10 protein-coding genes and 1 pseudogene are annotated in these 13,024 nt (G+C 62.5%); all 11 read right to left on the bottom strand.

Annotation, left to right across the window (positions count from 1 at the left end):
- Positions 1-91: 91 nt before the first annotated feature.
- Positions 92-421, bottom strand: coding sequence for a hypothetical protein (locus tag ACS4RS_RS33420; RefSeq protein WP_439013736.1), 330 nt, complete (start codon positions 419-421; stop codon positions 92-94).
- A complete protein-coding gene (locus ACS4RS_RS33415) occupies positions 418-1,308 on the bottom strand; it encodes a DUF7007 domain-containing protein (protein ID WP_439013737.1) in 891 nt (296 codons plus the stop codon). Before ACS4RS_RS33415 ends, ACS4RS_RS33420 begins: the two co-directional genes overlap by 4 nt.
- Positions 1,305-1,781 (bottom strand): hypothetical protein, encoded by a 477-nt coding sequence (locus ACS4RS_RS33410; protein WP_439013738.1) that lies wholly within the window; start codon positions 1,779-1,781, stop codon positions 1,305-1,307. Before ACS4RS_RS33410 ends, ACS4RS_RS33415 begins: the two co-directional genes overlap by 4 nt.
- Positions 1,782-1,871: 90 nt before the next feature.
- Complete coding sequence (locus ACS4RS_RS33405) at positions 1,872-3,695, bottom strand: ParB N-terminal domain-containing protein (protein WP_439013739.1); 1,824 nt, start codon at positions 3,693-3,695, stop codon at positions 1,872-1,874.
- Between the two features lie 506 nt (positions 3,696-4,201).
- A pseudogene (locus ACS4RS_RS33400) lies at positions 4,202-9,294 on the bottom strand (DEAD/DEAH box helicase family protein).
- Positions 9,295-9,414: 120 nt separating this feature from the next.
- A complete protein-coding gene (locus ACS4RS_RS33395; protein WP_439013741.1) occupies positions 9,415-9,816 on the bottom strand; it encodes a DUF3085 domain-containing protein in 402 nt (133 codons plus the stop codon).
- Between the two features lie 10 nt (positions 9,817-9,826).
- Positions 9,827-10,432, bottom strand: a complete 606-nt coding sequence (locus tag ACS4RS_RS33390) for a DUF1419 domain-containing protein (protein ID WP_439013805.1) — start codon at positions 10,430-10,432, stop codon at positions 9,827-9,829.
- A 64-nt stretch (positions 10,433-10,496) separates the two neighbouring features.
- A complete protein-coding gene (locus tag ACS4RS_RS33385) occupies positions 10,497-11,552 on the bottom strand; it encodes a DUF3991 and toprim domain-containing protein (RefSeq protein WP_449314145.1) in 1,056 nt (351 codons plus the stop codon).
- A gap of 169 nt (positions 11,553-11,721) precedes the next feature.
- Complete coding sequence (locus tag ACS4RS_RS33380) at positions 11,722-11,898, bottom strand: hypothetical protein (protein WP_165505568.1); 177 nt, start codon at positions 11,896-11,898, stop codon at positions 11,722-11,724.
- A 404-nt stretch (positions 11,899-12,302) separates the two neighbouring features.
- Positions 12,303-12,491, bottom strand: coding sequence for a LuxR family transcriptional regulator (locus ACS4RS_RS33375; RefSeq protein ID WP_260690608.1), 189 nt, complete (start codon positions 12,489-12,491; stop codon positions 12,303-12,305).
- A gap of 130 nt (positions 12,492-12,621) precedes the next feature.
- The gene (locus ACS4RS_RS33370; protein ID WP_439013743.1) at positions 12,622-12,957 is read right to left on the bottom strand and encodes a YkgJ family cysteine cluster protein; all 336 of its coding nucleotides are present in this window, start codon (positions 12,955-12,957) and stop codon (positions 12,622-12,624) included.
- Positions 12,958-13,024 lie beyond the last annotated feature (67 nt).

The raw sequence follows: 13,024 nt of genomic DNA, 5'->3' as shown, positions 1-13,024 counted from the left end.
GAAACCCCGGAGGAGAGAAACCCCTGGGAGCGACAGCCAGCATTCCTCCTCCAGCGCATCAGCCGCCGCGAAAGCCCCCATACGGTCGGACTCACGCCGCCGCATTACCTGCATCATCGCCGAGCATCATACGCATGGTAGTGATCGCCCGCTCCTGATGTTGGAGTTTGCGAGCTAGGGCAGCGATTTCCGTTCGCCGTTCGAAGCTGAGCCGCTCGACGTGATCCTGAAACAGCTGTTCGTCGGAGCGCGTCCACCGCGACCCGCCCCGGCGGTGCGAGCGGGCTTTCGCCTTCTCGGTAACCGCTATGCGTTCGGCCCGGCCCGTGATCTGCCGGTGAATGCGATCGAGATGGTGGCGCGTCTCTCGCCGCGCCGCCTCCATGCTGGACAGAAGAACGCGGGGACTGACCGGATTCATGGACCGGTCACCCGCGCCTGCCAGTTGATGAAAGACGACGATCCGTCATAGGCAGCGTGGCGCGCAGGATCGATGACGAAGCCAAATCGGCCAACCTCGTACTCGTCGCTTGGCACGAGAAAGCGTCGCTCTTCCGCATCGGTGGCCCGCGCGCCGCCGATCGTGGCGATGACCTCGGTCATCCCGGCATGATGACCCGAGCGTAGCGCGGAGATGACGATCCAGTCGCCGGCACTCTCCCGCTCAAAGGCGCGGCGATCCTTCTCATGGGATTCTCCGGACGCAAGCAGACGGCCGAAAATTGCCTCCCAGGCATTGGGCGAGGTATCTCGCACCGTCCGATCGGCGCACTTGCGCTCGTATGCGGTAAAGAGGCTTGGATAGGTGAGGGCAACCGCGGCCCACGCGGCATCTTCCTCGTACCAGCCGTTGGCGCAACGCAGCATCGGATGGATCTTGGCATTGCGCTCGTTGGACAGCTTGAACCCGCCATGCCCGGCAGTGGTGTGAGCGACGATACCCTCCGCGTAGACGGTGGCGCCCTGCGACGGTCCCCAGGGGGTGGAGCAGTTCATCCGGACAGTTTGTCGGTCGAGCGCCCGGAGGTCTCGGACGTGCTCGGCCTGCTCGATCATCCGTGCCCGAAATTCCGCCTCGTCCGCAACGGCGCCATGATGCGAGTAGAAGTCGTCGCGATTGAGCTCGTGAAGCTGCCGTGACACACGCCAGGCGCTGGCGAGAAAATGCTGGCCGTCACGTCCCGGCACCATGGCGAAGACGAAATCGCCGACACGGGCGACGGGCATGTCATCGGCGCTGCGACCGAAGGCCACCCCTGAACCTTCAGGGGTGGAAGCTGCTTTGGCTTGGAGAGCAGGCGTGTTCATGCCGCGACCCTCCCTTCGACATGGGCGGCCGCCACTTCATCGGCAGTGACCTCTTCCAGCACGGCATTGGGATAGCTATGCCGGGTCAGCCATTCCTCCGCGGCTTGGCGATTGGCGGCGAGGTGGACGAGCTCGGCGTTGTCGCCGGCGCGGTCGAAGACCCTGATGTAGCCGAGCTGCGGGCGCGCGATCACCTTGAATGTCAGGCTGCTGTCGAGTGAGAACGTCCTGTGGTTACGGATAGTGATGACGCTATTGGTGCCGAAATCGCCCTCATGCAGCGTAAAATCCGGCGACAGGCAGGCATTGCCGATGCCGCGCTTGCCCTGTTTGCGGATCAGCCTGCCCTTGCTGTTGCGGTTTTCCCAAGCGGCGAGTTTCCTCCTGTGGCGCTCGGGCGGGCGGGGCGTGCCGTCGGACCAGGTCACAATCGCGCCGATCGGGGCGAGGTCATAAATCAAAGACGCAGACATCTTCGTTCTCCTGTTTTGAGGTGTGGAAACAAAGCCGCCGCCGGTGATGGCCGGCGGCGGTATCGATCAGTATGACGTTGTGGGGCAGGGTTACTCGGCCGCAATTCCGTAAGCGGTATCGGGATCCTCGGTGCTGGTGTCAGCGTCGGCTTCATCCAGTTCTTCGAGCCCGGTGTCGGCTGCGTTGCCGCCGTCCCCGGCTTCCGGAACATGGGGTTTGTCGACCGCGCGGTCTTCGATCGACGGATCAGACTCACCGTCGGCGCCGTCCTCGATGCCGCCCATCGGCCCGTCGTCGGGTGCATCGTCGTCCTCGCCACCATGTCCCATGTTCTTGGCCAGCCACTCGGCCAGCTTTGCGTCATCGGGTGCGAAGAGGGCAGACGGATGTACGAAGCGTTCATCCTTGAAGTGCTCGACAAGGGCAGCGCGGGTGTCCCTGACACGCGGGCGGGGAACGACACTCGTGCCGCCGCAGGACGCTTCCAACGCCGGGCGGGAAAGGCACGCGAGGAATTGCTCCGTGCCCATGTTCGGAAGATAGGTGTCGGCGCCGATGGCATTGCCGGCGATCCGGGCGACAATGCCGCTGTCCGTGCGGTTGGTCCGCGCCGACAGTGCGTCGATCAGGGTCAACCTGGCCACGACACGAAGCGTATCCGTGGCGAACTCCAGCTTGCCGCTTTCACCGATCAGCCGGACGGCGTGCCGGGCGAAACGCCTGGAGCCGTAGAGATGGTTGGAGGTTTCGGAGCCGGAATCGACCGAGACGTTCTGCCCGGCGAATGAGAGGACGAGCAGCGCCATGAGCGTATCGTCCTCGATCGGCGCTCGTGCCAATGCCTCGTGCAGAGCGTCTGTGCGGAAATCGCCGATCATGTCGAGGCCGTTTCGAGTCACGTCGGGCCGTGTCTTGGCTGCAACGTCGATACCCTCGTTTCCGTCCTCGCCGTCGAGCGCGGTCGGATCGGCGCTACCCTTGACTTGTCTGACCTCCGGCATCCGGAAGTGAGCAGTCTGCACCTTGCCGTCACGGTCGAGATACATGGCGGTGCAATCGCCCTTGCCGGGCTTGCCGTAGACGCGGTCCGCCTTCGGCGGCAATTGCGGCTGGCCGAAATTGCTAACTTCGACGATGGCGCCCTTCTTGGGAAGATTGCTACTCATCCATTCCTGCTGCGCACCGAGGAATGCTTCGACGTTGGTGGTGTAGCGGTTATCCTCGTCGGCCGGTCCGAACAGGTCTTCCGCCCACTCGATGCCGTAGGCCTGGCGGAGATCGTCGCCGAAACTTGCATCGCGCGCGAACATGCGGGTCTTGGTGAGGCCGTTGGCGATCGCCCACCAGGACGCCGTGTCACCCTTCTTCGGCTTGTGGGCCTTCCAGACTTCCTTCTGGTCGTCGAGTGACGCCGCGGAAATCGTGCGCAGCTGCTGCTCGCTCGGCATGTCGCCCCTGGCCATGTGATCGAGCATCGCCGGCAGCACGTTGGCGAGCAGGCGAAGCTTGCGGATTTGTCTGACCGGCAGTGCCAGCGCGATCGCAATCGCCTCCTCGGTCCAACCGAGTGCAATGAGGCGCTCGATGCCACGCCATTGATCGACCGGATTGAGCGGCTCGCGCGCGATGTTTTCGATCATCGAACGCATCGCGCCATTGTCGTTGGCCGCCTCGACGACGATAACATCGATTTCCTCGATGCCGGCGGCGATCGCCATGCGGGTGCGCCGGTGACCGGCTTCGATGACATAGCCGTTGCCGCCGGCTTCGGCGAAAATGACGGGCGGCTGGATGATGCCGACGGCCTTGATGGTCGCAAGCAGCAGCGCGTCGGCCTGGGGCGTCGACGTCGACTGGCGGGTGTTGTCGGGATTGTCCTTCAGCGCACGCGGATCGACCTTCATGAGTTGCATGGGAGTGTTCCTTTCCGGGGGATGCGGACCTGGCCCTCTGCCGGTCCTTCCTGTCTTCATTTTTTCCTGAAGACATCTCCCGGACCGCAAAGCGGCCCGACCGGCGCAACTGCGGTCGAGCAGCCCTGCCGCGAAGGACAAGCGGGGCTAACAGCCCTGCGAAGGAGGAGTGGCCGGGATGCGGAGGCGGCGGTTGAGCGACAGCGGCGGCGGGAGGACCGATCTGCGACCGGTTTTCCTTCCCTTTCCCCTTCTCCCTTTCCCAACTTCTTCTGATAAGCGCTCTGCTACAGAGCTCGCAATCTGGTTGCGAGGGAACAAAAAAATGGGCCGTCGGAAAACCGAGGCCCATGAAGTGTGAAGGTCAAAAACCTCCAGAGGGGAACAGCTGTTGCGGCGGCACTGGGAGGAGACCGCCATGTGCATCAGCTGTGTGCACTATGATCATTTTTTGATCAGATGGAAAACATTTATTGTGCAATGCACGTATGCGCATGCTGCACTGATTACCTGGCAGAGGTACCTGCCTCGCGCGCCTCGGCTGCGAGTTCCGCCTCAACGTCCCGGAGCTGGCGACGCTTTTCGCCCAGTTCCCCGGCAAACGCGAATTCGCCACACTCACGGGTTTGGTATGAGGCAAGACGTCTGCGCGCCTCCTCCAGCCGCTGGCGATAGCGTTCCCGCTCCCCGTCGAAGTCGTCGAGCGCGTGCTCAAGGCGGGAGACCGCGCCGAGCGGCGTCACCGTGACAGCGAGATCGATCTCGTAATCCGCGCCCGTGCGCTGAAGCATGGTCGTGTAGCGATAGCCGTCAGACCTGCCGAACCGCTCGCCATCATAGACGAGATCGAAGCCACCAATGGAAGCGATGACGATCTCACCCTCCTGTTGAAGCTGGACGAGGGTAAGGATTTCCTTCATCAGCGCGCGGCCGGCTTCCTTTCGCTCGTCGTATGAAACGGCCGTGACGGTCATCGTGAAGGCATCTCCCGCAGTCGGAACCAGCCGTTGGATATCCTTGCCGATGTCGCCGATGCGCCGGGTCGACACCTCAATGTCGCGTTCGGCGTCCCGGACCTGCCGGCGCACTGCGAACAGGTCATCATCATGCGCGGCGCGTAACCGCTCGAGACGAGCGATATCGGCTTCGAGACCAGCCTTCTGCATCAGGCGCTCGTCGCCCGAGGCAATCGCCTTGGCCATGGCGAACTGGTTGGCCTGGCCTTCGCCGAGATCGTCCAGCCTGCGGATCGATGTATCGCCGGAAAGAGCGGCAGCGATGAAGCGGGCCTTGCGCTCGTTGTTCTGCCACATGGAGGCATCAAGTGACCCTTGCGTGGCGTAGGCGAAGATGTCGACGACATCGTGCTGATTGCCCTGCCGGACGATGCGGCCCTCGCGCTGCTCGATCTGTGACGGCAGCCACGGCACATCAAGGTGATGCAGCGCCTTCAACCTGAGCTGGGCGTTGACGCCAGTGCCCATGGTCTCAGACGAGCCGATCAGGAAGCGAACCTTGCCCGATCGGACGTCACCGAACAGTCGCTGCTTGGCGTCGGTCTTCTTGAAGTCTTGTATGTAGGCGATTTCCGAAGCGGGCACGCCCATGCGGATCAATTCGTCACGAATCCAGCGATAGGCGCTGAAGCCTCGCGTCTTCTCGACATTGATGGTGCCGAGATCGGAGAAGATCATCTGCGCGGCGCCCGGAAGCTCGTAGGGCTTGCCGTCCCGACGGACATAGGCGTTTTCGCTCGTTTCCGTCCAGATGCGAAAGGCGTTATCGATGAGGAGATTGAGCTTGTTGTCTGGCTCATTATCGTTTGCCGGAATGACCAGGCGCAGGTCGATCGCCGCGTGGCGGCCGTCGGTGATGACGGACAGTAGGATATCGTCACCGGGCTGGGCTGGCCCCTCCCGCATCTCGATTGCCTTGATGCGTCTGTCGAGGATCTGCTGATAGAGTTTGAAGGCCGGCGTCGGCTTGGCCGTGAGAATTTGCCGCCGACCGGTCGAGAGGTCCGGAACCTTCACATATTGTTTCAGGTCCGCCGGCATCACCACATCGGCAAAACTGCGGAACATGGCGATCAGCTCCGGCACGTTGACAAAGCTCGCAAACCGGCTGACCGGCTTGTATTTGCCGGATGGCTGGATTTCGAGTTCGGTCGTCGTGTCACCAAAGGTCGAGGCCCAGGCGTCGAATTCGTGAAGCCCGCGTTCGCGGAGCGCCTCGTGGCCGAGCAGTCGCTGGATCGAGAACATCTCACCGAGCGTGTTGGTGATTGGCGTGCCGGAGGCCAGCACGAGCGCGCGGCCGGGATTCTTGGTCTCGATATAGCGGGACTTGACATAGAGGTCCCAGGCCCGCTGCGATCCGTTGGGGTCGATGCCTTTCAGTGTCGACATATTGGTCGCAAAAGAGAGTTTGCGGAATTCCTGCGCCTCATCGACGATGATCTGATCGACGCCGATTTCCGAGATCGTGAGAAGGTCGTCCTTGCGGGTTGAGAGCGCTTCCAGCCGCTCTTGCAAACCTTCCTTCAGGCGCTCGAGCCGCTTACGCGACACCCGATCCTCGCTGTCCACCTTGGTCAGAAGATCCTCGTAGAGCTCCAGCTCGTCATGGACCATTTGGCTCTCGAACGCCGACGGCACGGCGATGAACCGGAAGGCGGAATGGGTGATGATGATCGCATCCCATGTGGCCGTGGCGGCTCGGGACAGGAAACGTGCCCGTTTGTCCTTGAAAAATTCGTCTCGTCGGCGACGAGGATACGAGCGTTCGGATAGAGGGCGAGGAATTCGCGCGCCGCCTGCGCGAGGCAATGGCCGGGCACGACCAGCATTGCCTTGGCGATCAGGCCGAGACGGCGCTGTTCCATGATGGCGGCCGCCATGGTCATCGTCTTGCCGGCACCGACGGCATGAGCGAGATAGGTCGAGCCGGAGGAGATGATCCTCCAGATTCCACGCTTCTGGTGCGCGTAAAGCTGGAAGGCACCACTGGCGCCGGGCAATTGCAGGTGGGAGCCGTCGAACTTTCGCGGCGCGATGTTGTTAAACCGGTCATTGTAGACTCGCGCCAGCCGGTCGGTCCGATCAGGATCGGTCCAAACCCAGCCCTGAAATGCCTCTTTGACCTTCTGGAGCTTGTCGCGGGCTGCTTCGGTATCGACGACATTCAGAACGCGACGTTCACCCCCAACATCCCTATACACGTCGAAGATCTGCGGAACCCGGCTGTTCAGCGCGTCGGCCAGCAGTTCGCCGGCGTGATGGCGGCTTGTGCCCCATTCGGAGGTTCCAGCGGCGTTGTAGCCAAGCTGCCGTGCCTCGACGGTCCAAGACCCGAGCTCCGGCATGTGGTGGATTCGGATGTCAGCATCCATCGTCTCCTTGACGAAGGCGACGATATCGGCAGCCGGGATCCAGGGCGCGCCGAGACGGGCGGTGATATCCGACGGCCGGAGGTCTGCGGGCTGGACGCCCTGCAGCGCTCGGACATTGCGCTCATATAACGGATCGAGCGCCGCCGCCGCTTCGGCGACCGTGAGCTTCGTGCGGACCGGGCCAGAGAGAAAGGCGTCAGAGGTCTGCCATGACCCGTCGGCGGGATCGCGGAAGATGGCGTCCCCGAGCTCGCCGATCACAGCGCCGGGATCGCGATGCAGCAGCTCGGCAATATGCTCGGGATCGACGCGGCCACGCTCGTTGAGAACGACGGCGAGCGCATCGGCCGCTGAGGTTATGACGGGTGGTGCAGGAGGGGAGATCACCCGCTCGGAGAAAATCAGACCGGGCTTTGCCGTATCGGTTTCGAGGTCATAGTCCTCGATCGAGGCCACCAGCCAGCAATCCGGGTCGTCCAGGAACGGCTGGAGATTGGACCGGCGATGGGTTTCGCGGACCTCGCCGCTTTCCTCAAAGTCCGAGATCGAAACCGTCGTATGGTTGATCGGCCCGAAGTCGCGCACAAAACTCGACCAGGCGATGCGCAGCCGAACCTGCAGATCCCGCCACGGTCGGTCCAGCTCCTGCGCTTTGAGAACCTCGCGCACGGCGTCGCGGATCGGAATCAGCTTCTTGATGATCCGGACATGCTTTTCGGGCAGGCCGTCGCCTGACCGGCCTTTCCGCACCGAAACCGCGAGCGGCACTCCGTCGATCATTTGCATGAGGCCGTGGCGGTTATTGATGAAGAAGCTGCCCTCGCGGACCTTGTCGTTGCCGGAGCGGAGATCGACGATCTCGCCCAGTTCCTCCTCCAGATCGATGTCGATCTGCGTCGGCTCGCCGTCATACAGATCCTCCGGAAGAAGAGCGATCACGGCCTTCAGTGCCGTTTCGAGATCTTCACCGGCGCGTGGCCGGCACGTATAGGTCTCGCCGAACGGGCCAGACGTTAGGGCGTGCTCGCCGAGCACGAGATGCGGGCGCCGCGCGAACCAGCGGTTCACTCGGATTGCACCGTCGTCGGATGTGGCCGGGCGCACCTCCTCCAGATCGAGCCACGACAGCTCGCCCTCCGGCTCGGCGATCCGGCGCTTGCGGAAGAACAGGATGTCCACCACTACGTCCGTGCCGGCATCTGCCCGGAAGCTGCCCTCGGGCAGGCGGACGGCGGCGATCAGATCGGCGGATCTGGCGATATGCTCGCGGGCCGTCGCGTCCGCCTTGTCCATCGTGCCCGAACTCGTGACGAAAGCGGCGAGTGCGCCAGGCTTCAAGAGATCAATCGACCGTGCGATGAAGTAGTCGTGCAGCCGGAGACCGAGCGGACGGTACTGCCGGTCCGACCGAACCGTGCGATCGGAGAAGGGCGGGTTGCCGATGGCGAGATCATAGATCGCGTTGAGATCGGTGCGCGCGAAGTCGGCGTTGATGACGCGCGCCTTCGGCTGAAGCAGCCGGGCAATCCGTGCCGTCACCGGATCGAGTTCGATTCCGGTAACATGGCTGGTATCCCTGAGAGCTGTTGGCATCAGCGCCGGAAACAGTCCCGTGCCGATCCCTGGCTCCAGAACACGTCCGCCACGCCAGCCGAGACGCTGAAGGGCCGCCCAGATTGCGCGGACGATGAACTCGGGGGTGAAGTGAGCATACTGGGTACAGCGCGCGAGCGAAGCATAGTCGGCATCGGTGACGGCGCTTTCCAGCGAACTGCCGAGGTCGTCCCAGCCTTCCCGGAAGTCGACTTCGCCTAGACGCCGGAACATGCAGTTTGCGAGTTCCGATGCGCCAAAACCGATGAAGCGGATCAACCTCGCCTGCTCGTCACGGGTGGCGGGTCGATCCTGCTTTTCGATTTCGGTGGCAGTCAGGATGGCCGCAAGATTTGCCTTCGCCCGCTCCTTCCAGGTCGCGGCCAAGCCGCGGTCGTCGCCGTCGTTGAGATAGAAGTTGGTTCGCTCGCCTTGTCTCCGCGTCGCCGGCCGCTTTGCAGCTGGCAGAGGCAATGCCGGCGTGGGGGAGGACGGCGGCGGATCGGGATCGTCGTCATTGGCGGCGAAACCGCCAAACGCGGTGACGCCCAGGCCGAAGCCGGACGACAATGCGCTGCTGCCGAACATATCGAGGGTGAAGGGATCGTGGGACATGAAAGCTCCTTTTCGAGGATGTGCGCCATCGCTCCCGGGACAGGTCCCGTGGCTGCGAAGGCGGATGAAAATGAGTTGTGGGAATTTCGACCTGGTTCGTCCGGCGGCAGCGATCGCGACCTACGAGCGTGTGATTACGGAGAGCTGCATTGTTTCCGTCGCAAACTCCGCCCGCAGATGCGTGGCTTCCGGGTTTGTGGAAAGCATGGCTTCCAGGCTCTCAGCGTCGATGAAGACGATGCCGTCGTCTCCCCCGAAATACCGGCGCTTGTAGTGCCAGCAGTCCGGATTGGTCTTCGGATCGCACTCGTCGGCATAGACCGCGAGTGCCCTTTGGCCCTCTGCCAATTTTCCGTTAGAAAGCAGATAGACGCCTTCATCGCCGACGATCCACAGGCCTTGCCGTTCGTCCTTATCCGGGAGAAGTCCATAGTGAGGATTGCGGAAACCGCCATTGGCTGCCGCGTCGGTGCGTCCGCGCGCGATCACCGCACGGACGTCGACCACGCTAAAAGTGAACATGGCGTCCTCCTCACGCGGCGATCGGGGAGGGAAGGTGGCGAAGATGCACCGGCAGCTTCACAGCGATCTCCCCGTCGGTGAGTTCCTCGAGCAGCTTCAGGAAAGTGCCCTCGTTGCCGCCATAGAGCACGACGGTGCGCTTGCCGCGAGCGGACTGCGGCCACTTGTCTCCGGCATAGCCGCGGTAATCGTCGGCAGTCGTGCTCCAAATATGCTCAAGCCGCTCTTGCCGCGTCATGGCCCGGACCGGACGGCTTTCGCGCTCGATGATGGCGACGCGCATCGTTTCGACGGATGCCTTGTCGGAAAGATCGCAATAGCCATGGAAATATCGAATGGCCGCGTCGATCTTGAGCGCAAAGAACACTGATGTCACCGAGCCGGTCATGTATTCGCGCATCGCAAACATGGACCCTCGGATCCACAATGGCGGTAGGATCTCTAACATGTAATCATGCTCGGTCTCGCCGATCTCGAACCATTCGTCTGCGTAGAATGGTGCGGCATCACCATCCCAACGGTTTGGGCGCGGCGCGTGGCGATCGAACATGCGGAACATCTGCTGGCGGCTTGCGACGCCCTGAAAAACCTTTCGGATGACGGGAGAGGGGATCATCTGCGGCTCCTTGCGCGTTTTCAGACCGAAGTGCGGCGCCGTCATCTCGACCTCGCCATCCCCTTCAATCCTTCATGACCCCTTCCGAGCCGCCGGCATCGTGTCCGGCCGGGTCAAGGGCCGGCTCAGCCGGGCGAAGCCTCCCTTGACGCGGGCGGCGGGAATGCGGCACGCCTGCTTCCTTTCTCTCTTCCTTCTCCCTGATCTTCAGGGTCTCGTTCCAGTCCTCCTCGGGCGGCCGCAGCCGCGTCCAGTCGCAGCCGGCATGTTCGGCGAGCGCCCGCAATCGCTCGGCAAAAAGATCGCCCTGAGAGTTGGCGTCGGTCGCCGCGACCAGCTGGGCGTCAGGTCTGGAGGCCAATTCCCTCAGCGCGGCTTGCGTGGACGGCGACCATCCGCCGCCGGTGCTGAGATAGAGCGTGCCGTCACGCAACGCCTCGATGGCCGCGAGACTCATGGCATCGATCGCGGCTTCTGTGACGGCCAGGCGCAACGCAGTAGGCGGCCCGAGACGGAAAAGAACCTTGTTCCCTCCAGAGGCGAACCCTCGGTATTGTGGACCTCGCGCCTCCCAGCCAGTCACAACGCCGACATCGTCCGTATGCGCTGCCCACATGCTGCCATGTGGGCCTTCCCGAAGAAGCTCCACTTTGATCGCCGCGTGGAGCAAAGACGCCGGCAGGCAACGCTCACCATTGAGGTAACGCCATGTCGAGGATCCGGGCCATGGGCTGCGGCGCGCCTGCCAACGCTCAGGGAGAGAGGGGTTGTATCCACCGCCACCACTCGCAGGCTGCCACTCCGGTTCCGTGATCGCGAAACCGACGAGATCCGCGACCCGCCCGGCGCCTTCGAGAAATCCGACATGATCCAGGTGCTCGACAAGCCCGAACACGTCGCCTTTCGCATCGCTGAGCGGATCGAACCATCCGCGCCCCTCATGCGTGACGATGATGATTTCGCCGCCACGGCGAAACTTGATCGCCCGCCGGGTGCTTTCCTTGATGTCGATGGCGAAGCTCGCGTGTTCGAGAACGGCTGCGCAGCTCACTTGACTGCGCAACGCTTCTACTCTCTCTCTCTTCATTTTGTTTCCGATCGCCCGGCGATCGGCCTCCATTGCCTTTCCTTGCCCGTCGTTTCGCGGGCACCTTTCGGCCAGCCGCGAAGAGCAAAGGCGGCAAGGGCGCGGCTGGCAATTGTCGGATCATGCAATGCCAGCTCAGCCGCGGCGAAGCCTCCCTTGCGGCGTGCAGCGCGCAAGCGGCACGCCAAAAGCAAAGGCCGGCTCAATGCGCCGGCCAGGGGAAAAATTCGTGTACGATCGCAAGATCGTCGTCGGCGTCGATCTCGTCAGAGGGCAGGACGCCGTACTCGCCGTCGACTTCGAAGACGGTGACCGGGACCATCAGGTCGCGGGAGAGCTGGAAGGCGTGGGACTGTGCGAGCGAGAGGTCGTGCGACATTTTGAGAGGCTCCATTCGGGAGCGGGCCAATTCCCGCTCGATGGCTCCTCAAAAGGCTTGGGTCCGGGCGCGATCACCGCGACGGCAAAGCCATAGCGGCCGCAGCTTGCTAGCGGACCCTTTACGGGTTGATCGTGGAAGATCCGGAGCCGGGCCAGGACGCCATCAAAAGAGAGCGGGATTGGCTTGCTTCCGCTGGGGACTCGGATTTCCGCTCGGCTCTCGTGCTTGATCCAGCCGCTCTGTGTCACCCCAGCAGCAACGATCGCCTCCGTTTTCTAAACCGGCGGCAATGTCCGCTCCATTGGATGCCACGTCGATATCGCGGCAAAGCGTTGCAAGGCTTGATTGCCACCTGAGGCTTCAAGCGTGCTCCGCGGCCGCCGGACAGCGATCCGCTCAGATTAATCGGACTCAGACAGGTTCGCTTTCTGAAGCGCCTGTTTTATCGACTTAGCCTCAAGCGCGACGAGGGCACGCTGCAGGTAGAGCTCGATTTCGGGGACGCTTTTACCCTCCAGCATGGCGATCTCGGCGAGGGGCCTGTCTTGCGACACCCAACGGAGGCAAGCCTTTTCAAGTGGCGAAAGCATCCGTGTCTTCATGACAAAAGTCAACTTATGTTGTTATGTTATAACAGATCGCATAAGCATATTTATGGAACTGGAGGTGGCGGGCTCTTTTTAGCTCGCCGTGTCCAACCCGCGGAGTCGAGGTGGCATCTCAGTTGACTGGCAAACGCGCATCGAAGTGACCGGGCGGCAAACTTGACTGACCGATCCCGAAGAACTCGCGGGCGGTCAAGCAAGCGCCATCGCCTGGGACGCAGGCGCGGCAGACGTCAGGCCGAAGATCGTACACTTGACAGGATGTCTCTGAACCGACCAGGCCGAACAGAGCGGAACAACGGGCACCGTCGCAACGCATTCTTGCGGCTACGAAATGCGCCGGCAGCAAATCGAGAGCAGCTTCTGTTTCGGTGGAAAATCTGGGCCAGCTCGGCGAAAAGGAGCAGCAGGCTCCGCAGCTTCGACAATCGAAATCGATCAGCGATGTCATGACCCGCTCCTACCACACAACCTGCCAATGATAAGGCTGCAGGCTAACCGCTTCTCTTGGAGCGAGC

Source organism: Rhizobium sp. F40D2, from assembly GCF_051810745.2.
Lineage (GTDB): Bacteria > Pseudomonadota > Alphaproteobacteria > Rhizobiales > Rhizobiaceae > Rhizobium.
Note: the sequence above shows the minus strand (reverse complement) of the source record. Positions and strands in the feature narration are given on the sequence as shown.

Coding starts and splice junctions, on each gene's coding strand:
- ACS4RS_RS33370 (WP_439013743.1), bottom strand. CDS start 12,957: ATGACATCGCTGATCGATTTCGATTGTCGAAGCTGCGGAGCCTGCTGC.
- ACS4RS_RS33385 (WP_449314145.1), bottom strand. CDS start 11,552: ATGGAGGCCGATCGCCGGGCGATCGGAAACAAAATGAAGAGAGAGAGA.
- ACS4RS_RS33410 (WP_439013738.1), bottom strand. CDS start 1,781: ATGTCTGCGTCTTTGATTTATGACCTCGCCCCGATCGGCGCGATTGTG.
- ACS4RS_RS33380 (WP_165505568.1), bottom strand. CDS start 11,898: ATGTCGCACGACCTCTCGCTCGCACAGTCCCACGCCTTCCAGCTCTCC.
- ACS4RS_RS33405 (WP_439013739.1), bottom strand. CDS start 3,695: ATGCAACTCATGAAGGTCGATCCGCGTGCGCTGAAGGACAATCCCGAC.
- ACS4RS_RS33390 (WP_439013805.1), bottom strand. CDS start 10,432: ATGATCCCCTCTCCCGTCATCCGAAAGGTTTTTCAGGGCGTCGCAAGC.
- ACS4RS_RS33415 (WP_439013737.1), bottom strand. CDS start 1,308: ATGAACACGCCTGCTCTCCAAGCCAAAGCAGCTTCCACCCCTGAAGGT.
- ACS4RS_RS33420 (WP_439013736.1), bottom strand. CDS start 421: ATGAATCCGGTCAGTCCCCGCGTTCTTCTGTCCAGCATGGAGGCGGCG.
- ACS4RS_RS33395 (WP_439013741.1), bottom strand. CDS start 9,816: ATGTTCACTTTTAGCGTGGTCGACGTCCGTGCGGTGATCGCGCGCGGA.
- ACS4RS_RS33375 (WP_260690608.1), bottom strand. CDS start 12,491: ATGCTTTCGCCACTTGAAAAGGCTTGCCTCCGTTGGGTGTCGCAAGAC.